21 protein-coding genes are annotated in these 24,153 nt (G+C 71.7%); 8 read left to right on the top strand and 13 right to left on the bottom strand.

Annotated features, from left to right (window positions below; all coding sequences use genetic code 11):
* Nucleotides 1–63: 63 nt before the first annotated feature.
* The 7 genes from GCN81_RS20320 to GCN81_RS20290 all read right to left on the bottom strand — a co-directional run bounded on the left by GCN81_RS20320 (nucleotide 64) and on the right by GCN81_RS20290 (nucleotide 10,510).
* Nucleotides 64–1,533: an aKG-HExxH-type peptide beta-hydroxylase gene (locus GCN81_RS20320; RefSeq protein ID WP_156726039.1), complete on the bottom strand. Its 1,470-nt coding sequence runs from the start codon at nucleotides 1,531–1,533 to the stop codon at nucleotides 64–66.
* Nucleotides 1,530–2,711 carry an FxsB family cyclophane-forming radical SAM/SPASM peptide maturase gene (locus GCN81_RS20315; protein WP_231626863.1) on the bottom strand — a complete coding sequence of 394 codons (1,182 nt, stop codon included), beginning with the start codon at nucleotides 2,709–2,711 and terminating at the stop codon, nucleotides 1,530–1,532. The genes GCN81_RS20320 and GCN81_RS20315 overlap by 4 nt, the downstream gene beginning before the upstream one ends.
* Before the next feature lie 147 nt (nucleotides 2,712–2,858).
* Entirely contained in the window at nucleotides 2,859–3,029 is a 171-nt protein-coding gene (gene fxsA, locus GCN81_RS20310; protein ID WP_156726037.1) for an FxSxx-COOH cyclophane-containing RiPP peptide, read from the bottom strand.
* A 37-nt stretch (nucleotides 3,030–3,066) separates the two neighbouring features.
* Nucleotides 3,067–6,612 (bottom strand): SAV_2336 N-terminal domain-related protein, encoded by a 3,546-nt coding sequence (locus tag GCN81_RS20305; protein ID WP_156726036.1) that lies wholly within the window; start codon nucleotides 6,610–6,612, stop codon nucleotides 3,067–3,069.
* Nucleotides 6,613–6,619: 7 nt separating this feature from the next.
* Complete coding sequence (locus tag GCN81_RS20300) at nucleotides 6,620–7,696, bottom strand: AAA family ATPase (RefSeq protein WP_156726035.1); 1,077 nt, start codon at nucleotides 7,694–7,696, stop codon at nucleotides 6,620–6,622.
* 169 nt (nucleotides 7,697–7,865) lie between these two features.
* Nucleotides 7,866–10,007, bottom strand: a complete 2,142-nt coding sequence (locus tag GCN81_RS20295) for a VMAP-C domain-containing protein (RefSeq protein ID WP_325065124.1) — start codon at nucleotides 10,005–10,007, stop codon at nucleotides 7,866–7,868.
* A 71-nt stretch (nucleotides 10,008–10,078) separates the two neighbouring features.
* A complete protein-coding gene (locus GCN81_RS20290; protein ID WP_156726033.1) occupies nucleotides 10,079–10,510 on the bottom strand; it encodes a CU044_2847 family protein in 432 nt (143 codons plus the stop codon).
* Between the two features lie 139 nt (nucleotides 10,511–10,649).
* On the opposite strand from GCN81_RS20290, the gene GCN81_RS20285 reads away from it, so the two are divergent.
* The 3 genes from GCN81_RS20285 to GCN81_RS20275 all read left to right on the top strand — a co-directional run bounded on the left by GCN81_RS20285 (nucleotide 10,650) and on the right by GCN81_RS20275 (nucleotide 12,992).
* A complete protein-coding gene (locus tag GCN81_RS20285; RefSeq protein ID WP_003961784.1) occupies nucleotides 10,650–10,832 on the top strand; it encodes a DUF6104 family protein in 183 nt (60 codons plus the stop codon).
* A gap of 116 nt (nucleotides 10,833–10,948) precedes the next feature.
* Complete coding sequence (locus GCN81_RS20280; protein WP_156726032.1) at nucleotides 10,949–11,872, top strand: DUF4097 family beta strand repeat-containing protein; 924 nt, start codon at nucleotides 10,949–10,951, stop codon at nucleotides 11,870–11,872.
* Between the two features lies 1 nt (nucleotide 11,873).
* The gene (locus GCN81_RS20275; protein ID WP_156726031.1) at nucleotides 11,874–12,992 is read left to right on the top strand and encodes a PadR family transcriptional regulator; all 1,119 of its coding nucleotides are present in this window, start codon (nucleotides 11,874–11,876) and stop codon (nucleotides 12,990–12,992) included.
* 282 nt (nucleotides 12,993–13,274) lie between these two features.
* Here GCN81_RS20275 and GCN81_RS20270 read toward each other — a convergent pair whose 3' ends face one another.
* The 4 genes from GCN81_RS20270 to GCN81_RS20255 form a co-directional block, all read right to left on the bottom strand.
* Nucleotides 13,275–14,237, bottom strand: coding sequence for a zinc-binding dehydrogenase (locus GCN81_RS20270; protein ID WP_156726030.1), 963 nt, complete (start codon nucleotides 14,235–14,237; stop codon nucleotides 13,275–13,277).
* Nucleotides 14,238–14,321: 84 nt separating this feature from the next.
* Nucleotides 14,322–15,887 carry an alkaline phosphatase D family protein gene (locus tag GCN81_RS20265; protein WP_156726029.1) on the bottom strand — a complete coding sequence of 522 codons (1,566 nt, stop codon included), beginning with the start codon at nucleotides 15,885–15,887 and terminating at the stop codon, nucleotides 14,322–14,324.
* Nucleotides 15,884–16,480: a phosphoesterase gene (locus tag GCN81_RS20260; protein ID WP_156726028.1), complete on the bottom strand. Its 597-nt coding sequence runs from the start codon at nucleotides 16,478–16,480 to the stop codon at nucleotides 15,884–15,886. The genes GCN81_RS20265 and GCN81_RS20260 overlap by 4 nt, the downstream gene beginning before the upstream one ends.
* Nucleotides 16,481–16,775: 295 nt before the next feature.
* The gene (locus tag GCN81_RS20255) at nucleotides 16,776–17,984 is read right to left on the bottom strand and encodes an NAD(P)-dependent malic enzyme (RefSeq protein WP_156726027.1); all 1,209 of its coding nucleotides are present in this window, start codon (nucleotides 17,982–17,984) and stop codon (nucleotides 16,776–16,778) included.
* Between the two features lie 502 nt (nucleotides 17,985–18,486).
* Here GCN81_RS20255 and GCN81_RS20250 point away from each other — a divergent pair.
* The 3 genes from GCN81_RS20250 to GCN81_RS20240 are packed head-to-tail and all read left to right on the top strand — an operon-like array spanning nucleotide 18,487 to nucleotide 21,264.
* Nucleotides 18,487–19,446: an ABC transporter substrate-binding protein gene (locus GCN81_RS20250; RefSeq protein ID WP_156726026.1), complete on the top strand. Its 960-nt coding sequence runs from the start codon at nucleotides 18,487–18,489 to the stop codon at nucleotides 19,444–19,446.
* A 43-nt stretch (nucleotides 19,447–19,489) separates the two neighbouring features.
* Nucleotides 19,490–20,491: an amino acid ABC transporter permease gene (locus GCN81_RS20245; protein ID WP_156726025.1), complete on the top strand. Its 1,002-nt coding sequence runs from the start codon at nucleotides 19,490–19,492 to the stop codon at nucleotides 20,489–20,491.
* A complete protein-coding gene (locus tag GCN81_RS20240) occupies nucleotides 20,488–21,264 on the top strand; it encodes an amino acid ABC transporter ATP-binding protein (protein ID WP_325065119.1) in 777 nt (258 codons plus the stop codon). The genes GCN81_RS20245 and GCN81_RS20240 overlap by 4 nt, the downstream gene beginning before the upstream one ends.
* A 277-nt stretch (nucleotides 21,265–21,541) precedes the next feature.
* Here the strand turns inward: GCN81_RS20240 and GCN81_RS20235 are convergent, their stop codons facing one another.
* Nucleotides 21,542–22,342, bottom strand: coding sequence for a class I SAM-dependent methyltransferase (locus GCN81_RS20235; RefSeq protein WP_156726024.1), 801 nt, complete (start codon nucleotides 22,340–22,342; stop codon nucleotides 21,542–21,544).
* A gap of 100 nt (nucleotides 22,343–22,442) precedes the next feature.
* Here GCN81_RS20235 and GCN81_RS20230 point away from each other — a divergent pair, with 100 nt between their 5' ends.
* A complete protein-coding gene (locus tag GCN81_RS20230; RefSeq protein WP_156726023.1) occupies nucleotides 22,443–23,090 on the top strand; it encodes a CGNR zinc finger domain-containing protein in 648 nt (215 codons plus the stop codon).
* Here the strand turns inward: GCN81_RS20230 and sodX are convergent.
* A complete protein-coding gene (sodX, locus tag GCN81_RS20225; RefSeq protein WP_156726022.1) occupies nucleotides 22,976–23,530 on the bottom strand; it encodes a nickel-type superoxide dismutase maturation protease in 555 nt (184 codons plus the stop codon). The genes GCN81_RS20230 and sodX overlap by 115 nt on opposite strands.
* Before the next feature lie 164 nt (nucleotides 23,531–23,694).
* On the opposite strand from sodX, the gene sodN reads away from it, so the two are divergent.
* Nucleotides 23,695–24,090 (top strand): superoxide dismutase, Ni, encoded by a 396-nt coding sequence (gene sodN / locus GCN81_RS20220; RefSeq protein ID WP_156726021.1) that lies wholly within the window; start codon nucleotides 23,695–23,697, stop codon nucleotides 24,088–24,090.
* Nucleotides 24,091–24,153: the final 63 nt, after the last annotated feature.

Genomic DNA, 24,153 nt, shown 5'->3' with positions numbered 1-24,153 from the left:
GCCGTCGCCAGGCCCGGCAGTCAACTGCGGGTCGCTCTCAACTTCCCATGAAAGGAGTACTGTTCACCGCCTGAACGGCCCATGCCGCTGATGCCAGAGAGATCGCGCCGTACTCACGTACGCGGTGGCCCTGGCGAGTTGTCCCTTGGGGGGCGGGTTCCGCAGCAGCCTGGTGTACGCGCCGACCATCGCGTCGGCGAACCGGCGCCCGTCCGGGGTGAGGTCCGGTGAGCCGACCAGGGCGGGCAGCGCCGCGCCGACCTGTTCGCGGCAGCGTGCGTGGGCGGCCCAGGCCTGGTCGCGGAGCGGTACGTGGTGGGTGGCCAGGGCGAGCCGCTGCCAGTAGTCGGCCAGGGCGAGGTGGCTGTAGGCGCCCTGCCAGAGGCCGTCGAAGGGCCGTGGGTCGGGCCGCCAGGGCGCGAAGTAGCGGGCGGTGGCGTCGGCGTGGTGGAGCGGCAGGAGATCACTGAGGGCGGCCAGTTTGGCGTGCTGGAGTTCGTGCACCAGGGTGGCGGCGAAGAGGGCCGTGGTGGCGGGTGTCGTACTCAGCACCGCGCCGAAGGCCTCGCGGCGGGTGGCGCTACAGCTGCCGACTGGCCCGGCTGGCCCGTCCGTTGGTCCGTTCGTACCGGCTGTTCCGTCCGTACCGGCTGGTCCGTCCCTGCCGACTGGCCCCGCGCCGGGCGGGGCGGCCAGCGGCACCAGGCAGCGCAGCAGGGCGGCGGCCTCGGCGGTGCGGTGCGGGCCGCTGAGCGCCAGCAGTTCGGCGGTGCCTGACCAGGCGTTCAGCCACTGCTTGCGGGTGGCGTCGGTGAGGGTGTTGACCTCGCTCAGGCGCGCGGGCCGTGGCTGGGTCTGGATGGCCCGGTAGGGGTCGAGGTCATCGAGCGGTACGGGGGCGGAGTCCGCGGTGACTCCCGTCAGGCTGTGCAGGGGTGCCCAGGCGGGGGCCGTGGACCAGGCTCCGTAGTCCGCCTGCGGGTACACCCTGACCGGCGCCGCGCCGCGCCGCCGCAGGGTCAGCGCGGTCCGGCCCAGGGACGCGTCGACCGCGACGGGCGCACGGCTTCCGGTACGCAGCGCGCCGAGGGTCGGCAGGGCGAGCAGCCCGTCGTAGGCGGTCAGGGGCACCGTGAACGGCACCCGCGCCCGGGTGGCGGCGGCGGCCGCGACAGCGCTGAAGTGGGCTAGGTCCCAGGCGAGTTCCGGGGTGCGCGCGGGGCCGGTCAGACCGGTAAGGCAGCGCTTGGCCCAGGGGCCTAGCAACGGGTGCAGGAGGAGCGAGCGCACGACGGAGCGCCCGCTGTCCCCGGCCCGTTCGGCGGCCTCCAGGAGCGCCCAGTCCGCGCGCAGCCGCCGTAGGTCACGGCGGGGGCAGACGGCTTCGGGTGCGGCTTCGGCGGCGTCGAGCACGGCGCGCAGCAGGAGTAGCCGCCTGGTGTGCTGGTCGTGTACGAGCAGCCGCAGAGCCTCGGGCCCGCCTTCGGTCCGGCCGAGTTCACGCAGCACGCGCGCGGGGACGACGGCGGTCACCGCGCGGCACCTCCTGGTGTGCGGGCCGCTGACGCGGCGAGCCGGGCCGCCACATGGCGGATGAGGCGCTGGAGGTCGGCGCAGTACACCGAGGGGTTGGTGAAGCCGTGGCCCGCGCGGTAGCGGTGCGCGTAGTGGCCGCCGCCGCAGACGGTGACCAGGGGGCAGGCCTGGCACTGGGCGGCGAGTGCCGCGAGGCCCGCCTGCCGGGCGGCGACGCCGGGGTGGCGCAGGGCCTGGTCGAAGGAGTGCCGGAAGACGTCGAGTCCGGTTCTGGCGGCGCCTTCGTAGGCGGACTTGAGCGCGTCGACCTGTTCGATGGAGCCGTCGGTCTCGATGACGGCCGCGGTGAACGGTTCGGTGCCCAGCGCCTCGGTGGCGGCGGGCAGGCCGAGCAGCAGGGCGAGGCACTCCTCGAAGAGCCTGATCCGGGTCTCTCTGCGGCCGGCCGTCCACCAGCGGTCGAAGACCGTGCACAGCCAGTCTCCGTATGGGGTGCCGCGCGTCGGCAGGCCGGGCGGCGGGGTGCTCCAGTTGCCGTGCGGCAGGAGCAGGTCCAGGGCGGGTGGGCGTAGCTCGAGCAGCGACTCGTAGGTCTCGATCGGGTCGTGCGCGAGGTGGATGACGGTGAGGATTCCGGCGTACGCCTGTGGGTGCTGGTCGGCCAGCAGTCTGGCGCCGCGCGCCGCCGCGGGCCAGGAGGGGCGGCCCGCGCGGTCGGTGCGCAGGGTGTTGTGCCGGGCGAGACCGCCGTCGAGGCTGATCCCGACGGTGATGCCGTGCCGGGCCAGTGTGGCGATCCGCTCACCGGTGAGCAGGGTGGCGTTGGTCTGCACGGTGGCGTGTACGGCGCAGTTCTCCGGTACCCGGTCGCGTAGGCGCTCGGCGCAGTCGGCCAGCCGGGAGGCTCCCGCCAGCAGCGGCTCGCCGCCGTGCAGCACGAGGGAGACACGGGTCAGGGCGTGCCGGGCGGCGTGCTCGGCGATCCGGGCCACGGCCTGGTCCAGGACCTCGGGGCCCGCGGCGGCGGGGCGGGTGCGCCAGGTGTGGTCGGGGCCCTCGTAGAGGTAGCAGTAGCGGCAGGCGAGGTTGCAGTGACCGTGCACCTTGACGATGAACTGCCGGAAGGGGGCGGCGGCGCGGGCTACGCGGGCTTCGGGGACCACCTGTCGCGACACTGCGGCACCCCCCTGCTGCGGCCATCGGTCTGACCCGGCACGTTCCTGTCGTGGCAGACCGACAAACGCTCAACGATCGGCCTTGTCCGAATCAGCCACGACGTCGACCGAAAATGTCCGCCCTGCCGCACGGCTGGGCACGCACGTTCACAGAGCGCTGTTGAACCCCCATAACGTCTCGCTTGGCTCCGCCACCCGCTCCCGTAGGTCCGCCAGCACCGCGGTCAGCACCGGATGGTCGAGGGTGCGCAGCTGTTCCAGATCGAGTTCGAGCAGGTCCGGCAGGGCCTCGTCCCCTTCGCCCTCGCTGATCGCCATCGCGTGTCCCCCTTCTCAGTCCAGTCTCAGTCCGGTCTCAGTCCAGTGCGGCCAGCCGCAGCGCCGTCTGGCCCGGGTTCGGCTCATCCCTCGCCGTAGCGCCCGCGTCCGGCAGCCTGACCCATTCGTCCCGAGCGGCCCGGTACGCCTCGCGCGCCGCGCGTGGGCGCGCGGCCGCTTCATAGGTCATACCCCGCCAGTGCTGCGCCCGAGCAGCCAACTCCATGGCACCGTGCCGCACTTGGGATGTCTGGGCCTCCTCCTCGGCCTCGCGCGCCGCCTGCGCCGCGGCACGGAACGCGTCCGCCGCCTCGTCGAGCCGGGCGGGCCGCGCCAGGCTGCGGTACGCCTCGAACCGTGCCTGGCCGAGGTCCAGCAGACAGCGGGCCCTGGCCAGCGCGTTCGGCGCCTCCTGGGACGCGACGGAGAACAGGTGCTCGGCCTCGCGCAGATCGACCCGGTCGCCGGTGGCCCGGTACCGCAGCATGAGCGTACGGCCGAGCAGCACCAGCCGGAACGCCAGTTGCCGGTGCCCGGGCGGGGTCTCCGACTGGCAGGCGCGCAGCACCCGTACGGCCTGCCCGGTGCGTGCGGCGCGGTCGGCGTCGGCATCGGTGCCAGTTCCGGTACCGGACCCGGCGGCGCGGAGCAGCACCTCGCCCCACTCCGCGAGCAGGTCGGCGTGCTCGGGGGCGTCCCTCGGCACTCCACGGGCCGCCCGGGCGAACCGTTCCGCCGCTTCGGCGAGTTCGCGCGGGTCGCGCGACTCCTCGTACCTGGCGACCCGCACGCGCCCCGAGCGGATCAGCAGGCTGGCGGCGAGGCGCTGGTCCGGTGTCTCGGACAAGGCCGTCTCGATCCTCGACTCGGCTTCGGCCAGGCCCGATTCGGACCGCAGCAGGGCGTCGACCAGGTCGAGCAGGACGCGGCGGCGGTCACCGGCGGACAGCGGCGAGGACGATGAAGGCGACGAAGGCGAGGGCGATGGGCCGGGGTTGGCGGGGTCCGGATTGGCGGGGTCCGGCTCCAGCGCCTCGCGCAGGGAGCGCGCCGCGTCGGCCGCGTACGCCCGGACCTGTTCCGCGTCGGTGGTGACCCCGGCCAGCCTCAGCAGCGTACGGCCGTGCGCGAGGAGCAGGCCGCGCGGGCGGCGGCCCGGCCGCTCCGGCCAGGCGTCGGCGAAGGCTTCCAGCATGCCCACGGCCGCCTGGAGCAGCGCGCTGTCACCGCCGAGACGCCACTGCGCCTCCAGGGCCCGTACCCGCTCCAGGGTCAGCCAGAGCGCCTCGGTGGCCTCAAGTCCGGGCGCGGCACAGGCCACGGCGTACTCCCGGTCCGCGCGACGCAGCAGCTCCAGTGCCCCGTGCCGGTCGCCACGGCGCCGCCTGTCGTCTGCCGCGGCATGCAACACCCGTGCTAGTACGGCACGTTCGGGTACGGCGCTCGGGTGGGCGACGGCTCGCTCGGCGGCCGCCTCCGCCTCGCGCAGCAGCTCGCCGCCGCCCCGCACCTCCCACAGACGCAGCAGACAGCGGGCGTACTCGGCCCACAACCCCGGGTCGGCGCCTGCGGGGCGCTCCCGCTCGGTGGCGCCCCGCAGGAGTTGCACGGCGTCGATCAGGTCCTGCACCATGCCGTCCGCGTCGAACCTGGCGACCAGCTCACGCGCCCCGGCCACGGCGGTGTGCGGCGGGCGGTCGCCGGGGGCGTCCCGGCCGCCCCGGTCGCCGTACAGGGCGAACTCCTCGGGCAGCGGCATAAACCGCTCCAGGACGCGTGCGGCGACCTCGGCGAAGGGCCCCGGGACCAGAGGCACGGCGCCCTCGGCGCGCTCATCTCCCTCGGCGCGCTCGTCGCCCTCGCCCCGTTCATCTGCCATGTCGCGCCGGTCGCCGCCGCCGTCACGCCTGGCTCCGCTCACCGCCCCGGCGCCGGTGTGGCCCCCGGGCGCCGCCCGCCGCGCCCCGGTGCCTTCGCCGAGCTGGGCGAAGGCCAGGGCGGGGAAGTTCGGCCCACTCCTGCCGAACCGCGCGGCAATGTACTCCGAGCAGTGCTTGAGCACCAGCATCGCCTCGTCCTGCCCCAACGGGCCCAGCAGCACTTCCTGGACGCCTGGCGCGAACTCGTACCACTGCCCGCCGTCGGTGTCGTCCAGATGCTCGCCCTTGCCGCGCGAGAGCAGCCCGCTCAACAGGACCTCGGCCAGCTCCGACGGCCCGGAGCCCGGCAGCATCGTGCGCTGCACCAGCTGCATCACGGGCAGGCAGAGCGGCGCCGCCGCCAGATAGACGACGAGCCTCCCCGCGGCGGGCGAGGCCACCGAACGGAACCTGCTCACCCTTTCGAGCGGCGACAGCGGCCGCGCCACGCGTGGGGCGGCCGCCGCGCGGTGGTCCGCCCGTACCCAGCCGACCGCTCCGGCGACCCGCCCCCCACCGGTCCCGGACAGCAGCCGCGCCCAGGCGCCCAGCGCCCCGGCCGCGGGCGGCAGTACGGGAACAGGCAGCGCGCCCGCCGAACCCCCGGGCGGCGCGGCGCCGGTCACCCGCAGAGCGGCCGCTCCCCCGGGCCCCTCACCCCGCGACAGCTCACCGAAGGCGACGGGCAGCCGGGTGCGGTTCCACATCCGCTGCGGCAGCGGCTGCAGTACGGCGATGGGGGCCTGCCCGGCCAGCCGGTGCAGCAGCCGCTGGGCGTGCCCGCTGTGCCAGAGGGGGCCCGCGCAGTCACTGACCAGTACGGTGACCCGGCGTCCGGTCGGATCGCTCAGCCAGTCCGCGGAGTTCAGCGGCGCCGCGCCCGCTTCGAGGCGACGGCTCACCGCCGGGGCGAGGTCGGGCCCTTGGTGCAGGTAGCAGACCTGAATGTCCCCGAAAGCCCCCAACTGTGCGAACACCTGCTGGAGTTCGTCGAACATGCGCTGCCAGACGCGCATCGACGACGAGGCGTCCAGGACCAGTTGGAGCCGCGCGTCGCCACGGGTCACGGCCCGGAAGACGGGCAGGATCAGCCCGCCCGCGCGGGCGCTGGCCTCGACAGTCGCGTCCTCGTCGAGAGCGTGGCGCAGGGGTGGGGCGCCGGTGCGGTAGCGCTGCAAGGGCCGCAGGGCGCGCTGGAGTTCGCGGGGTGCGGCGAACGCGGGGGCGGCGGGCACGCCGAGCGGGAGGCCGGTCGCTCCGGTGGCGGCCGTGGTGCGCGGGCCCTGCCCGGGCGGCACCGGGTACAGGTCCACGCGCCAGTCGTCGCCACGCGGGTACGGCGCCGCCTCGTCCGACGGCCGCCCGGGGGCGTCGTCATCATCGCCGGAGGCCTGGTCCTGGTCCGGGGTCCGGGGCGGGTTTGGACGGCCGTCGGCGGGGGGCTCGCGCCGTACGGCCTGGGCGTTGGGGGCGCCGCCTTCGCCGTACAGCTCTGTGGGCCGCGACCAACGCGCCAGCCACAGCGCGTCACAGAGCTGCTCCGCGTCCAGGTCGAGTCCGGCCGCCCGCAGCCGGGCGACGAACTGGGGCAGCGGATCACCGGCTTCCCGGCCACCGCCTACGGGTCCGGGTCCGGGTCCGTGCCGTGCCGAGGCGTCAGGCATCGGCTCATCACCTCGGGCGGTCGAGTCGCTGGATGAGCAGGTCGGCGAGCCGGTCCCGGCTGGGCGGAGCGGCCGCGTCGGTCAGGTAGATCGCGTTCAACAGCTGGTCGCTGGCGAGGAGTTCGCTGCGTGAGCGCTCCAGGAAGCGGGTCACGAGATCGTCGCCGGTCCGTGCCGCGTCGTCGCCGAGATGGGCGCGTACGAAGGTGGCCAGGCGCTTGTGGTCCGGCCTGCCGAGTTCGAGGTGGATGCAGCGGCGCATCAGCGGGGGCGGGAAGTCACGCTCGCCGTTGCTCGTGAGGACGACGAAGGGGAACGCCCGGCAGCGCACCCGGCCGTCCCGCACTCGCGCCTTGGTGCCGTCGTCGGTGAGGACCTCCGCCTCGCCGCCGGGCAGCCGGTCGGCGATCCGCTCCAGCTCCGGAAGGCCGAACTCCCCCTCCTCCAGGACGTTGAGCAGGTCGTTCGGCAGGTCGATGTCGCTCTTGTCGAGCTCGTCGATGAGCAGGACGCGCGGCAGGTCGGACGGCAGCAGTGCGGTACCCAACGGACCGAGGCGTACGTAACTGCCGATGCCCTCGACGGCGCCCGCGCCACCCTCCCCCGGCGTGGCGGCGCCGAGCGCGGCGAGCTGCACGTCCTGGAGGCGGGCGATGGAGTCGTAGCGGTACAGCCCGTCCAGCAGGGTCGACCGGCTGACGATCGGCCAGCGCAACACCCGGCCGAGGCCGAGCTCGTGGGCGACCGAGTGGGCCAGGGTGCTTTTGCCCGCTCCTGGGCTGCCGGTGACCAGCAGGGGGCGCCGCAGATAAAGCGCGGCGTTGATCATTTCCAGTTCCTCGGCGCCCGGCCGGTACAGCTCGGCGAGGTGGCGGTACGCGCCGAGCCTGCGGTCCTCGGAGCCGTCGCCGCCTACTCCCGCGCCCGTAGCCGCGTCCGTACCCACGTCCGTGCCCGTGCCCGTATGCGCTCCCGCTTCCCGCCCCGAGAAGTCGCGCCAGGGTGGTGGGGCCGGTAACCGGCGTATGCCGTCGTGGGGTTCACCGGCGCCCCGGTAGATGAGCCACTCGCTGGATTCGCTCATGTCCGATTCCCCATCGTCACTCGTCCACCCATATGGCGTGCCGCCCAGGACCGGAGCCGCCGACCGTGCCTCACGTTAGCGAGCCGCGCTGATCGTCGTAAGTGTGCGCGTGCGCGCCTGGGTTCCGCCTGAGCGCGGGCCGGACGCCACCCTTGGCGCCTGGTCCCGTTCATGGCGCCCGCAGGACGTGGTCCGCGCCGGGCAGTGGCTGCCGCGGATCGTCGTACAGCAGGGCGATCCCCGCCGACCAGTACGCCGGGGCGCGTCCGGCACGCAGGCCCGCCCGCAGCTCGTGGATCAGCTCCGGGAGCCGCTCGGCGCTGCTCGCTCCCACCACCGTATCGGTGACGCGGCGATGGAACTCGGCGCACACCGCGTCTGGTTGGCCCGGCTTATCCGTGAGGCGCCGCCAGACGGCCACCCGGAACCCACCCCGGACGACCCTGCCAAGTCCGTCCAGACTCTCCTGGCGCCACTGCCCGCCGACGCGGCACAGCACGGGGACCGTCGAGTGCCCCAGCCCCCGTAGCTCATGCTCGGACGGTACGGGGACCCGGATGCCGTCCGCGCAGTCGACGATCGCGGTGCGCAGGCCGGGCCTCCTGATGAAGCGCCAACGGGCCTCGACCTCGTGGAGCGAGTCAGGGCCGCCCAGGTACGAGCCATCCGGATCCGGGGCCGGGTCCCCATGCGGGGCCGGGTCCCCGTCCGGATCCGGGCCCCCGTCCGGGTCCAGGTCCGCGTCCGGGTCCAGGTCCGCGTCGGCACACCGTACGAACACCGGCCGCTGCACGCCGAGCGCGGCCGCGCCCGACGGTATCTCCCAGGCGTCAACGTCGAGGTCGAGCAGGGTCCTTGGCAGGGCGACCTGGAGTGCGGCCCGCCGGTCAAGATCATCGCAGCGACGGAACGCCTCAGCGAGCGGGGACGCGAGCCGCCCCGGCAGCTCCCGGAGCGCGGTGCCCCGGCTCGTCCCCCTGCTGTCGTCCGCGACCGGCAGCACTTCGCCGGTCGGCTGGACGACGCTGACCCGCCAGTCGAAGCGGTCCGGCTCCCAGCCGCACGGCTCCAGCTCCAGGAGTACGGAAGGGCGCGGGGCGAGATCCTCGGCGAGCTTCACCCGCGGCACCCCACCATGTGACTGCGCGGAAGCCAGCCCGGTCGGGCGGAGTCCCTGGTACCGCTTGTGCCGGAGTTCGGACCTAAACCGTGCGGAGCGGTCGTCGGCGGTCCATTTCACCCACTTCCACAGCCGCTCCTCGGCGGCGTCCGTACCGGCCGCGAGATAGGGGCGCTCGGCGGTCAGCGCGCCCATCGCGAATTCCAGGACGAGTTCCAACGCGCCCTCGCCGCGCCGGGATTCGTACAGGGCTCCGACGCCGTCGCGCCAGCCGCGCGGCGCCGGGTAGCGGGCCACGGCCTGACCACCGAGGAGTCCGTCGAGCAGCGTGAGCAGGCCCCGGGTGCTGGCGGGCGGCGGGAGTTCGGCGAGTCTGCCGAGGAGTTGGGTGCGCTGCTGGGGGGTGAGGGCGCCGGTCGTCGCACCGAGGTCGCTCTGGATGTCGGTCCAGGTGCCGACGGCGGCGTCGGGGTGCTGGTGACGGTCCATGTGGTAGCGGTCGTGGGCGTGGAAGACGGCTTGGTAAGGGTCGTCGTGTTCGCTGGTGACCGGCCCGTCGGGCACCGGCAGCGAACGCAGTTGCTCGACACCGATGCACGTCCCGCCGAGCCCCCGGTCGAGCTGCGACTTCAGCACGCCGACGACCTCACCCCGTACCGGATCGATGACCGGTCCACCGGACACCCCAGGCGGCAGCAGGTCTCCGCCCAGGCGCATCTGCTCGTCGGAGTCGGCCCAGCCCAGCGTGCCCTGTACGGCGCAGGTGCCGTTGACGCGCCGCAGCACGCCGCCCACTTCGGACCAGCCCAGGTAGACCACGTTCTCACCGCCGTAGAAGGCCGCGGGACGTTCCGTCACGTAGACGCAGGCGTGCTCGGTGGGCTCCAGTAATCGCACCAGTGCGAGGTCCGGGGCGGGCCAGCTGCCGGGCACCGGGGTGCGCGGGGTGTCCGGCAGGGTCGCCACCACCTCGCCGACGACCGTCGCCTCGCCGCGGCCCGGCTCACTCTCGTACACCACCTCCACCCTGCCCCCCTCTCCTTGCTGGACCACATGCGCGCATGTGAGCACCCAGCTCGGCGCGACGAAATAGCCGCTTCCGAGGAATCCGCCGGGGGTTTCCGGGGCTCCGCCGGGTCTGTCCGGGGCATACCCGGCCCCCGTCCGATGGATGCGTACCGTCGCCGCCATGGCAAGGTCACGCAGCGCACGGTGCGTGACAGCGGAACCGCCCAGTGCGCCCGGGGCGTGCCCGTGCGTCATCACCCGCCCCCCGCGGCGGCCGGGTCCCCGTCGGGAGGCGTCGGTGCGCCGGGGGGTGCGCCTTGTGGCGGGGTGCCGTTCCAGGTCAGGGTGACCCTGATGGCGCCCTTCGCCTCACCGTCCGCCAGGAGGCCGACGACGCGTCCGGCCCGACCGGTCAGCTCGATGCCGAACTCGACGCTGACCTGGTCGGGGCTGACCGCGCGCAGTGGTCCGGCGAGCGAGCGCGCGACGCTGGTCACCACGGCCTGCAGGCTGTCGACGCGGGCGAGTACGGCCTCGCCGAATCCGGTGTCCCGGTAGTCGAGCCCGTCGGAAGGCCCGCCCAGCTCCCCGACGTCCCCCAGTTGGTCGGCCCCGGAGATCCGGGCCCAGACCGGCGTGCCGTCCGGCATCGCGATATGCGCGATACGGGTCACACCCTCACTCATACCGTCCCCCGTTCCCTCGGGTCTGGGCAGGTTAGCCGCCGGTAGTCAGCGATGCGAGAGTGCGGGAACGAGCACAGCGGGACGCTGCCTAGACTTTTGCTGCCCCCTTTTCCGCCCCCTTCATGACGGAGCACCACACATGTACTTCACCGACCGCGGCATCGAGGAGCTGGAAAAGCGGCGCGGCGAGGAGGAGGTCACCTTCGAGTGGCTCGCCGAGCAGCTGCGTACGTTCGTCGATCTCAACCCGGACTTCGAGGTTCCGGTGGAGCGCCTGGCGACCTGGCTGGCCCGCCTGGACGACGAGGACGAAGACGAGTAGCCCGCGTGCCTCCGCCGCCTCCGCAGGCGCCTTGACTTTCGTCAACCGCGATATATCGTGTTCGTGAGGGACGCGATATATGGCGCGTCGAGTCGTGCTCAGCGGAGGTCAGGACCATGCCAGAGTCGACGACGTGGACGGTCGCGGAACCACGGAAGCTGGCCATCGACACCCCGGTGACGGCCCTCCACGTACGCGTCGTGGGCGGAACGGTCAACGTGGTGGGCACCGCCGAGACTTCCTCGTACCTGGAGGTGTCGGCGATCCATGGCCCGCCGCTGACCGTGACCCTGGACGACGGCAAGCTGACCGTCGCCTACGAGGATCTGCCCTGGCAGGGCTTCCTCAAGTGGTTCGACCGTGACAACTGGAACCGCAGCGCGACCGTCTCGCTCGCGGTGCCCGCCGATGTGGCGGTCGAGGTCGGCGTGGTCGGCGCGACGGCCATGGTGTCCGGCATCCGCGGCCCGTCCTCGGTGAAGGGCGTCAACGGCGACACCACACTCGTCGGGCTCGCCGGTCCGGTACGGGCCGAGACGGTCGCGGGCGGCATCGAGGCGCAGGCGCTGACCGGTGAGCTGCGCTTCTCGTCGGTCTCCGGAGACCTTACGGTCGTCGACGGCGGCGCCCGCGCGGTCACGGCCGAGTCGGTCAGCGGCGACATGATCGTGGACATCGCCCCGGCGGGCCATCCAGGCCGACTGAAGCTGGCGACCGTATCGGGCGAGATCGCGATCCGGCTGCCGCACCCGGCCGACGCCGTGGTCGAGGCCAACACCACCAGCGGTGCGGTCTCCAGCGCCTTCGAGGACCTACGGGTCACCGGGAAGTGGGGCACGAAGCGCATCACCGGCACGCTCGGTTCCGGCAGTGGCGCGCTACGGGCCACGACCGTCTCCGGCGCGATCTCGCTGCTCCGCCGCCCGGCCGGGGACGGCCCGCACGAAGCGGCACCCGACGCGCCTGACGCTCCCGATGCGCCTGACGCATCCGACGCGCCCGACGCGAGCGACCGCCCGACCCACAAGAAGGTACTCTGACATGGCCCCCGTCTTCGCCCACGGCCGACTCCGCCTCTACCTGCTGAAGCTGCTCGACGAGGCACCGCGCCACGGCTACGAGGTCATCCGCCTCCTGGAAGAGCGCTTCCAGGGCCTGTACGCGCCGTCAGCGGGCACCGTCTACCCGCGGCTCGCCAAGCTGGAGGCCGAGGGCCTGGTCACGCACACCAGCGAGGGCGGCCGGAAGGTGTACTCGATCACCGACGCGGGCCGCGCCGAACTGGCCGACCGCAGCGGCGAACTGGCCGACCTGGAGCTGGAGATCCGCGAGTCCGTCGCCGAACTGGCCGCGGAGATCCGCGACGACGTACGCGGCGCCGCGGGCGACCTGCGCCGCGAGATGCGAGCGGCGGCGAGCGAGACCCGGCGCACCTCACCCAAGTCGACCGGCACCTCCGACGGGGAGAGCGGCGCCTTCGGCGACTTCGGCGACTTCGGCGACAGCGAAGCCTGGCGTGCCGCGAAGGAGGAGCTGCGCCGCGCCAAGCAGGAGTGGAAGGAACAGGCCCGCCGCGCCAAGGACGAGTCCCGCCGCGCCCGCGAGGAGGCCCAGCGCGCCCGCCGCCAGGCGAAGGACGCGCAGGACGAGGCCCGCGAGGAGATGCAGCGCATCGCCAAGCAGGTCCAGGACAAGGTCCAGGACCACTTCGCGCGCGGCGACTGGCCATCAGGCCTACGCGAGGGCCTCACCGAGATCTCCAAGGAGTTCACCCGCTTCGGCAAGGGGGCAGGGACGTCGGCACCCGGGCCGGCGGCGGACACGAGCCACGACCCCGACATCACGGTCGAACGCGCGGACCTGGCTAAGCAGCCCCCGGAGCCGGACACCACTCGGGACACCGAGCAGGGCACCAAGGGCGCCGCCCGGAACGCCGCACGAAGCCCCGAGGACACCCCTCCGGCCCCCGAGTGGGCCCACGAGGGTTCCACCGGTGAGCCGTCCCGCGACCTCGACCGCCTCCTGGACCGCTTCCGCGACGACATCCGCGACGCGGCCCGCGACCACGGCGTCACGGAGGACCAGCTCCGCGACGCCCGCCGCCATCTGTCCACGGCTGCGGCGCATATCGGCGCACTCCTGCGAAAGCCGCAGGGGTAAGCCAGGAGCCTCACACGCCGCCTGGGCCCCACCACCCGGGGCCCAGGTGGGCTCAGCAGCACGGCCAGAGAAAGTGACCCTCCCGGCCGTCCGCCGAGACGAAGGCATGCCGAACCCCGCAGGCACCGGAGCCGTGGAAGAACTTCAGCTCCTCCCCGCACTCCCCTCAGCCCGCGGCCCGCCCCGCACCCCCGTACAGCACCCGCTCCACCGCGTCATACGTCACGCCGCTGCCTGCCGGCACGGGCCGAGGACGTATCAGACGGTCAGAGAGTCAGCGAGTCAGACGGTCAGGACGATCTTGCCGAACTGGCTGCCCGACTCCATCCGCTCGAAGCCCGTACGCGCCTGGTCCAGCGGCAGCACCTCGTCGATGACGGGACGTACGCCGGTGGCCGCGCAGAAGGAGAGCAGGTCTTCCAGCTCGTCCTTGGTGCCCATCGTCGAGCCGACGATCTTCAGCTCCAGGAAGAAGACCCGGGTCAGCTCGGCGTGCGAGGGGCGGTCGCCGCTGGTGGCGCCGGAGATGACCAGGGTGCCGCCCGGCTTGAGGGACTTGATGGAGTGCGACCAGGTGGCCGCGCCGACCGTCTCGATCACCGCGTCCACCCGCTGCGGCAGCCGCGCGCCGGACTCCACGGCGTCCACCGCGCCCAGCTCCAGCGCCCGCTTGCGCTTGGCCTCGTCCCGGCTGGTGGCGAAGACCCGCAGGCCAGCCGCCTTGCCGAGGACGATCGCGGCCGTGGCGACGCCGCCGCCCGCGCCCTGGACGAGGACCGAGTCTCCGGGGCGCACGCCGGCGTTGGTGAAGAGCATCCGGTACGCGGTGAGCCAGGCCGTGGGCAGGCAGGCGGCCTCTTCGAAGGACAGCTCGGCGGGCTTGGGCAGGACGTTCCACGTCGGCACCGAGACCTGCTCGGCGAAGGTGCCCTGGTAGCGCTCGGTGAGGATGGAGCGGGGCTCCTTCGGGCCCACGCCGTGGCCGGTCTGGCCGATGACCGAGTGCAGGACGACCTCGTTGCCCTCGGCGTCGATTCCGGCGGCGTCGCAGCCGAGGATCATCGGCAGTTTGTCCTCGGCGAGGCCCACGCCTCGCAGGGACCACAGGTCGTGGTGGTTCAGCGAGGCGGCCTTGACGTTGACGGTCGTCCAGCCCGGGCGATCCTCCGGGGCCGGGCGCTCCCCCAACTCAAGGCCGCTGAGCGGCTGGTCACGGTCGATGCGGGCGGCGTAGGCGGCGAACATGACCTTGACGATAGGGCGGACCGGTGCGCGGCGGAACCGCGCACCGGTGTGACACGCGTCCCGGTCCCTGAGCTGGCGGCTTGCTCAGTCCCTGCGGTACTGCGCCGGGGAGTTCTTCGTCGCCGCATCCTCGTACGACCCGGCCTTGCCCCGGTCCACATGGAACGTGGTCAGGGTCGAGACGGGGGACGCCGGATCGCGGCGGTCCTCGATCACCCGCATGTGCGCCGAGAAGCGCTCGGGGGTCACCTCGTAGACGTCGTAGCCGTAGCGGTTGCCCTCGAAGTACTGCAGGTGCGGATTGGCCCGGCCCATGCGCGGGCCGTTGGTGCGGTTCCAGTCGGCGGAGTACGCGCCCGACGTCACCGAGTGCGCCGTGAACTCCGTACCGACGACGGGTGACGACGTGTCGTCGAAGTCCGTGCGGAGGTCGTCGACGAACGCGGAGTGCCAGTCACCGGTGACCACGACGAGGTCCTCCAGGCCGCTGCTGTGCACATGGCCCAGGACCTCCTTGCGCTCGGCGAGGAAGCCGTCCCACTGGTCGGTGAACATGTACGAGCCGCCGGGCGAGCCGCGCAGCTGGCTGAGCATGATCGAGTTGGCCCAGACGTGCCAGGCGTCCGGGGCCTTGTCGATGCCCTGCTTGAGCCAGGACTTCTGGTCGACGCCGAGGATGGTGCCGTCGGAGAGGTTCTGCGCCGAGCGGTACGAGCGCAGGTCCAGGACGGTCAGCTCCAGCAGGTCACCCCAGCGCCGTACGCGGTGGATCTCGGGGTCGGGCAGCGCGGCGTCGCCGAAGCTGTCGCGGTGCGGCATGTGCTCGAACCAGGCCTGGAACGCGGCCGCCTTGCGCTGCATGAAGGGGGCGCCGCCGCCCGTGCCGCTGAAGTCGTTGGCGACCTCGTGATCGTCCCAGGTGAGGAACCAGGGGTGGGCGGCGTGCGCCTCGCGCAGGGACGGGTCGCCCTTGTAGAGGGCGTGCCGCTTGCGGTAGTCGGCGAGGGTGAAGGTCGCGCCGCCCTCGTGGTCGCGTACGTGGCTCTCGGGGACGCCGCCGACCTGGCCGTGCTCGTAGATGTAGTCGCCGAGGTGGACGACGAAGTCGACGTTCTCGCGGGCGATGCCGCGGTGGGCGGCGTAGTAGCCGTCGTGGAAGGCCTGGCAGTTGGCGGTGGCGAAGCGGACCGAGGCGACGCTGCCGGTGGGGGCGGTCTTCGTACGGCCTACGCGGCTGGTCTTGCCGAGCGCCGTGAACGCGTACCAGTAGTGGCGGCCCGCGCTCAGCCCGCTGACGGGTACGTGCACGCTGTGGCCGAGGGTCGCGGAGGCGGGTGCCGTGCCACGGGCGACGACCGTACGCAGTCCGGCGTCCTCGGCGACGACCCAGTCGACCTCGACGACCTCGGGGAGTTTCTGCTCGGCGGCGAGGGGCTCGGGTGCGAGGCGGGTCCACAGCACGACGGAGGACGGCTGCGGGTCGCCGGACGCGACACCGAGGGTGAAGGGCGCCGGGTCGTAGTCGGCGCCCAGCGCCTCGGCGGCCTCGCGGGCCTGCGCGGGCGAGAGTCCGGCGGCCAGCGGCCAGGCGACGCCGAGGGCGCCCGACGCGGCGGCGGCCTTCAGCAGATCACGACGGTTGAGCTTCACGACCGGCCTCCAGCGGCGTTGCGGGTACTGGCGGTGCTGAGGGTGAGGGATATCGCGTCCGCGTAGCCGTCGTTGGACGTGCCGCTGCCGCTACGCGTGAAGACGAGCAGGACGCGGGCGCTGCGGGCGCCGGGCGGCACCGTGGACGCCGCCTCGCGCTCCAGGAGGGCGGTACGCCCCTTGCGCTCCCCCGCCGTCACGGGTCCGAGGACGCTCAGCGCGACCGGGGTGCCCTTGGCGTCCCGGAACTCCACGGACAGCCGTACGCCGTCCTCCTGGGTCGCGTAGCCGCCGAGCCAGGCGGTGACGGCGTAGCGCACGCCGCCCGCGTCGACGGCGGCGCGTCCCGTCGACCCGCTCTCGGGCAGGGCGATGTCCTGCACCAGCGCGGTACGCGGTGAGTTCCCGCCGGAGAAGAAGCGGCTGCCGCGCTGGGCGGGCCCGGGGTCCTTCGGCCCTGGGTAGCCGCCGCCGAAGCTGTAGTCGATCAGCGCGGGCGCCCCCTGCGCGATCCTCCAGCCGGTCACCGAACCGACTGGCTCAGCGGTGCCTCCCGGCCCGCTCTCCGCGTCGCCGTTCACGACGAGATTCATTCACTCTCCCTGGTGTGATCGGTTGCCCTGTCTCGCGCCACGCGTCCTGCATCACACCAGCCCCGAATGAACCGCGGGAAGCCCTTCGCCAAACTTTCTCGGCAACCTGTCCGGACAAGTAAGAGTCCGCACGAACCGAAACCAGCAGGAAAATGCCCCCAAACGAGGATTCTGCCGCCAGTCCCTGCGCTCAGCCGCGCAGCCGCTCAGACGCTCAGCGCGCACAAGCAAGGGCCCCGCCCGATCAAGATCAGGCGGGGCCCTGAGAGGCGCGCGGCAAGAGGCGCGCGGCGGCTCAGCGTCGGGCGACACCCTCCGCGCGAGCCGCGGCCGCCACCGCGGCCGTGACGGCCGGGGCGACCCGCTCGTCGAACGGCGACGGGATGACGTAGTCCGCGGACAGGTCCGAACCGACCACATCGGCCAGCGCTTCAGCCGCGGCGATCTTCATCCCCTCGGTGATCTTCGAGGCCCGCACCTGGAGCGCGCCCGCGAAGATGCCCGGGAACGCCAGCACGTTGTTGATCTGATTCGGGTAGTCCGAGCGCCCCGTGGCCACCACCGCGGCGTACTTGTGCGCGATGTCCGGGTGGACCTCGGGGTTCGGGTTGGCCATGGCGAACACGAAGGACCGGGGCGCCATCGAGGCGACGGCGGGCTCGGGCACCGTACCGCCGGACACGCCGATGAACACGTCCGCGCCGGACAGCGCGTCCTCCAGCGAGCCGGACAGGCCCGCCTTGTTGGTGATCTCGGCGAGCTCCCGCTTGACGTCGGTGAGCTCCTCGCGGTCCCGGCTGACGACACCCTTACGGTCCGCGACCGCGACATCGCCGATGCCCGCCGCGAGCAGGAACTTGGCGATGGCGACACCGGCCGCACCGGCCCCGGAGATGACCGCACGCAGGTCGCCGAGGGTCCGGTCGGTCAGCCGCGCGGCGTTGCGCAGGGCCGCCAGGGTGACGACCGCCGTCCCGTGCTGGTCGTCGTGGAAGACCGGGATGTCCAGCCGCTCCTGGAGCTTGCGCTCGATCTCGAAGCAGCGGGGCGCCGAGATGTCCTCGAGGTTGACGCCGCCGAAGGAGGGGGCGAGCCGCACCACGGTGTCGACGATTTCGTCGGTGTCCGTGGTCGAGAGCGCGATCGGCACGGCGTCCACGGCGCCGAACTGCTTGAACAGAATCGCCTTGCCCTCCATCACGGGGAGCGAGGCTTCCGGGCCGATGTCACCGAGTCCGAGCACCGCGGTGCCGTCGGTCACGACGGCCACCACGTTCGACTTCCAGGTGTAGTCGTGGACGAGATCCGGCTGCTCGGCGATCGCGCTGCACACCTTGGCGACGCCCGGTGTGTACGCGAGGGACAGGTCGTCCTTGTCACGGACCGGCACGGTGGCCTGCACGGCCATCTTGCCACCACGATGCAGCGCGAAGGCGGGATCGAAGGGCTCTTCCGTGCCCTCGGTGCCGGCGTCGCTGCGAGGATTGACGATCTCCGCTGCCACTTTTGTCTTACCCCTTAAGTCTTAAATCGTTGAGGGTGGCCACTCCCTGGTTGAGGGGTGGGCGGGCACCGCGTCCGTGCCTTGCTTCGGCGGTTGGGCTGCCCCCGCAAGGGAGAGGTACGAACGCGCGGGCGCGCCGCACACGCGCCCTGAGCCCCGGATGAGGGGTGTAACCGACTGTTCTACAGGATGGGTCCTGTCACGCACGAGCCGATATTGGGTCGACCCCAGACCCAGGGTCTGATTTGTCCCAAAAGTCTGGACATCTCGTCCACATTGCGAGATTAGCCCGAATTATTTCTCCTTGAGAGGGTCGTTCTCGACCGCGCAAGCCCCGGAAACACGGGTTTTCGTTCATCCGCGATCTCCCGTTATCCGATTTTGACATTGGTAACCCCCTGTGAGGGCGAGTCCGAATGGCAAGATGCCCCTAATCACACGAGGTGGCTACCGCCACAGGTGTGTGCGCAACCGCTCCACCCATCAATGCCGGAGGACCACGATGACCGCCAGCACCACCCGACGCACGACTGCCGCGAAGTCCCGGATTGCCGCGGTCGGCGCGATCGCGGTCGCCGGTGCCCTGGTACTGACCGCCTGCGGCGATCAGACCGACAAGGGCAGCGACAGCAGCGAGCCTAAGAAGGACAAGCCCACCGCCACGAGCGCGGCTCCGCTCTTCGACAAGCTGCCGAAGAAGTACCAGGACGCCGGCGTGATCAAGGTCGGGTCGGACATCGCGTACGCGCCGATGGAGTTCGTGGACAAGGACAACAAGCCCGCTGGCGTCGACATCGACATCGCCAACGCGCTCGGCAAGGTCCTCGGCGTCGAGTTCAAGTTCACCAGCGGTGACTTCGACCAGCTGATCCTCAACCTCAACACCGGTCGCCAGGACGTCGCCATCTCCTCCATCACCGACACCAAGGAGCGGCAGGAGGGCGCGGGCAAGGACAACAAGGGCGGCGCCGACTTCGTCAACTACTTCCAGGCCGGTTCCGCGATCCTCGTGCAGAAGGGCAACCCCGAGGGCATCAAGTCCCTGGACGACCTCTGCGGGCTGACCGTCGCCGCCCAGCGTGGCACCGCCAACGAGACCCTGGTCAAGGACCAGCAGAAGAAGTGCGGCAGCGAGAAGCTGAAGGACTTCATCTCCGACAAGGACACGGACTCCATCACGCAGCTCCAGACCAAGCGTGCCGACGCCGTCGTCACCGACTACCCGGTCGCGCTGTACAACGAGCTGGAGGCCGGTGGCGGCAAGCTCTTCGAGGTCGTCGGCGACCAGATCGAGGCCGCCCCGTACGGCATCGCGGTCAGCAAGGAGAACCCCGAGCTGCGGGACGCCCTGCAGGCCGCCGTCCAGGCGATCATCGACGACGGCAGCTACGCCGAGGTGCTCAAGAAGTGGAAGGCCGAGGCCGGCGCCATCAAGAAGGCCACGGTCAACGCGGGCAAGTAAGCCCGTCGCGCACCACCTCTCCACTACGTAAGGCAGCAACCTCGTGACCGAACCCAGCGACAAGGCCCCGCACTCGCTCGTCAAGAAGGACGGCACACCCCCGCCTCCCACTGACGGCGACGGGGCCGGGTCCCAGGCCTCCGCCACGCCTCCCGAGTCCATCAAGGCGATCCCCGTCCGGCACTACGGCCGCTGGATCAGCGCCGTCGTCGTACTCGCCCTGCTGGGCCTGCTGGCGAACGCGTTCGCCGGCGCCAACATCCAGTGGAGCGTGGTCGGCGAGCAGATCACCAACGGCACCTTCGCCTGGGGTGCCTGGGAGACGCTCAAGATCTCCGTCTTGTCCATGGCCATCGGTGTCGTACTCGGCACCGCGCTCGCGGTCATGCGACTGTCCCCGAACAAGGTGCTGTCCACGGTCGCCTGGGGCTACATCTGGTTCTTCCGCGGCACCCCGGTGCTGGTGCAGATCTTCCTCTGGTTCAACCTGTCGCTCGTCTTCGACACCTTGAACCTGATGCCGTTCTACAAGAACGACATGAACGAGGTCATGACGCCGTTCGTGGCCGCGCTGCTCGCGCTCGGCCTCAACGAGGCCGCGTACATGGCGGAGATCAGCCGGGCCGGCATCCAGTCCGTGGACGAGGGCCAGACCGAGGCCGCCCAGGCCCTCGGCATGAAGGGCTCCAGGACGATGCGGCGCATCGTGCTGCCGCAGGCGATGCGGGTGATCATCCCGCCGACCGGCAACGAGTTCATCAACATGCTGAAGACGTCGTCGCTGGCATTCGCTATCGGTTACGGCGAGCTGTTCCTGCGGGGCCGCGAGTTCGGCGCCCGGACGCTGGCGATCATGGAGGGATTCATCCTGATCTCCCTGTGGTACCTGCTGCTCACCACCGTGTTCAGCATCGGCCAGTACTACCTGGAGCGGTACTACGCGCGCGGCAGCAACCGCGCCCTGCCGCTGACCCCGCTCCAGCGCATCAGGCTCCAGCTCACCTCGTTCCGTAACCCGAGCCGGGTGGGAGGCACCGCCGTATGAGTTCCGAGACCGCACACCCGATGGTGAAGGCCGAGGGCGTTCACAAGTCCTTCGGTCACGTCGAAGTCCTCAAGGGCATCGACCTCGAGGTCGCCCAGGGCGAGGTGTTCTGCCTGGTCGGCCCGTCCGGTTCGGGCAAGTCGACCTTCCTCAGGTGCATCAACCACCTGGAGCAGATCAACGCCGGACGGCTGTACGTCGACGGCGAGCTGGTCGGCTACCGCCAGAAGGGCGACAAGCTGTACGAGCTGAAGGACAGCGAGGTCGCCCTGAAGCGCCGGGACATCGGCATGGTCTTCCAGCGCTTCAACCTGTTCCCGCACATGACGGCGATCGAGAACGTCATGGAGGCGCCGGTCCAGGTCAAGGGCGAGTCCAGGGCGGTCGCCAGGGCGCGCGCCGAGCGGCTGCTCGACCAGGTCGGCCTGGCCGACAAGGGCGGCAACTACCCCTCGCAGCTCTCCGGCGGTCAGCAGCAGCGCGTCGCCATCGCGCGGGCGCTGGCGATGGAGCCGAAGCTGATGCTCTTCGACGAGCCGACGTCGGCGCTCGACCCGGAGCTGGTGGGTGATGTCCTGGACGTCATGCGCGAGCTGGCCGAGTCGGGCATGACGATGATCGTCGTGACGCACGAGATGGGCTTCGCGCGTGAGGTCGGCGACTCGCTGGTCTTTATGGACGGCGGTGTGGTGGTCGAGGCCGGTCACCCCAGGGACGTCCTGACCAACCCGCAGCACGACCGCACCAAGGCCTTCCTGTCGAAGGTCCTGTAGACGCGTGAGTCCGGCCTCCCGTCGTCCGCCCGAAGGGCGGGCGCGGACTGGCCTGGTGCGTGCGATCGCAAGGCGGAGGAGGGAGTCGACGCGGAGCGTCGGCGACCGACGACAACGCCGCGAGCGTGCGTGGCAGGCCAATCCGCGCAGGCGGGGGGCCGGACTCACGCGTCTCACGGCTGTCCGCGCGGGGATGGCACGATGCGGCGGCGGTACGGACCCCTGGGGCCCGTACCGCCGCCGCATGTGCCCGCCTCGCCTGCCTTGTCGCTGTCGCCTACTTGAGGGCGAGCACCAGCGCGTCCGACGGGGAGGCCCATACGGTGCGCGCCTCGGCGAAGCCCTTCTCCCGCAGGACGCGCGCGTGCCATGCGGCGGGCGGGGTGTCGCCGTCCGCGTGCTCGCCGTAGATCCGGAACCGCTCGGCGGTCGGCGCGGCGAGCACCGGGTCGTTGGCCGCCACCTCCCACCACTGCGCCCAGTCCAGGGCGCCCGCGGCCTTGGCGCGGTCCATCTGCGCGTGCCGCTGCTCGCGGTCGGCCGCGTTGATGCGCGGGGTGGCCGGGTCCGGCATGTGGTCGGCGTTCATGAAGACGCCGCCGTCGCGCACCAGGAGGGCCAGCTGCCCGTAGAGCTCCGCGAGCGGGCCGCTGTGCAGCCAGTGCAGGGCGGTCGCGGTGAGCACGGCGTCGTACGCGTCGTAGGGCAGTGCGTCGGTCCAGCGCGGGTCTTTCAGATCGGCGGTGACGAAGGTGACCCGGTCGTCGCCCGCGAAGGTACCCTCGGCGATCGCCAGCAGCGCGGGGTCGAGGTCGACACCCGTACTGACCGCCTTGGGGAACCTCTTGAACAGCCGGTCCGTAATACTTCCCGTACCGCACGCCAGGTCCAGGACCCGGGGTTCGGGGCCGACCAGCGCCTCAACCATGTCCAGCATCACCCGGAACCGCTCCTCGCGGTCCGGCAGATACGCCTCCTGCTGGCGGTCCCAGCTGCGCTGCCAGGCGCGCCAGTCGGTGGCCCCGGCGACGGCAGGTGTCACGACAGGTGTCACAGCAGGTGTCGTCGACTCGCTCATAGCACTCTCCTCCACGCCCAAGGTAATACCCTGTAGCGAAACTCACCCGTTACTTCCGCGCTCTCGCACCGACAATAGCCCGCCCCAGTAAGGACTACAAGTGGAACTGGCCTATTACTCCGACTACGCCGTGCGACTGGTCAACAGCGAGGAACCAGGCCGCGGCAAGGACGTGCTCACCACGGTCGAGGCGGTCCGCGACCTTTTCGGTGACAACGCCTCAGCGGCCCGGCGTGCGACCGACGCCGACGTCACCCGCTTCCGCTCGGTACGGGCCAGGCTGCGCGGGGTCTTCGAGGCGGCGGACGTGGGGGACGAGACGCTCGCCGTGGACCTGCTGAACTCGCTGCTCCTGGAGTTCCCGGTCAGCCCGCAGATCTCCGGGCACGACACCAGGGACGACGACGGCCGTCCCCTGTGGCATATGCACCTCGCCGACCACCCCTCGAACGCGACGGCGGGCTACGCGGCGATCGCCTCGATGGGCCTGGCCTTCCACCTCACCGAGTACGGCGTCGACCGCCTCGGCCTGTGCGAGGCCGCACCGTGCCGCAACGCGTACCTCGACACCTCGACCAACCGCTCCCGGCGCTACTGCTCGGACCGCTGCGCGACCCGCGCCAACGTCGCCGCCTACCGCGCCCGCAAACGCGAGGAGGCCGAGCGGTCAGCGAAGACCGGCCGCACCGCGGACAGCCCCCAGCCCACCACCCCGAACACGGACCGCAACACCCCCCGAACCCGCTGAGCCCCACGGGCCCCCTCCTGGTCTCCCCGGGCTCCCCGGGGCCCCTGCCCCTCACGGTCCCCCCGGCCCCGCGGCCGATAACGCAGCCGAACCCTGCCCAGCACCAACTCCCCCGGCACCGTCCCGTAGTCCGTACTGTCGCCGCCCGCGAAGGAGTTGTCGCCGAGTACCCACCAGCCGCCCTCGCGCCGCTCCACAGCCCGCTTGACGACCAGCAGGTCCTGCTGGAACGGATGGCGCAGCACCACGACATCACCGGCCCGCACCCGCGCCCCGTAGTGCACCAGCAGCCGGTCCCCGTGCCGCAGCGTCGGCACCATCGAAGGCCCGTGCACCTCGGCGATCCCGAACGGCACCCTGGCTCCCCGTACCGCGTCTCCAGCGCCCCCCGGCTCCCCCAGCTCCCCCGCGCGCCCCGGCTCGCGCTCCTGCTCCCGCATCAGACACCTCCCGGTCCGATCCACACCAGTGTGCCGTCCTATCGTCCACCGGACCCAGTCCACCCCTGGACTTTTGCCCTAAGCCTTCGGGGGCAGCCGCGAAAAGCCTGCCTCCACGGAGTAATGTCGCCCCTTGAGAAGACGATCACGAGGAGGACAGCTCAATGCTTTCCCGCCTGTTTGCCCCCAAGGTGACGGTCAGCGCCCACTGCGACCTGCCCTGCGGCGTGTACGACCCGGCCCAGGCCCGTATCGAGGCGGAGTCGGTCAAGGCCATCCAGGAGAAGATGGCCGCCAACGACGACGCGCACTTCCAGGCCCGCGCGGTCGGGATCAAGGAGCAGCGCGCCGAGCTCGCCAAGCACCACGTCTCGGTGCTGTGGAGCGACTACTTCAAGCCCCCGCACTTCGAGAAGTACCCGGAGCTGCACCAGCTCATCAACGACACCCTGAAGGCCCTCTCGGCCGCCAAGGGGTCGACGGACCCGGCGACGGGCCAGAAGGCGCTGGACTACATCGCCCAGGTCGACACGATCTTCTGGGAGACCAAGAAGGCCTGACAGAGGGCCATCGCAGGTCAGCGAGCTTGACGAAGGGGCTCGGCCGGTCACCGGCCGAGCCCC

The sequence above is a fragment of the Streptomyces apocyni genome (genome assembly GCF_009739465.1).
Lineage (GTDB): Bacteria > Actinomycetota > Actinomycetes > Streptomycetales > Streptomycetaceae > Streptomyces > Streptomyces apocyni.
Note: the sequence above shows the minus strand (reverse complement) of the source record. Positions and strands in the feature narration are given on the sequence as shown.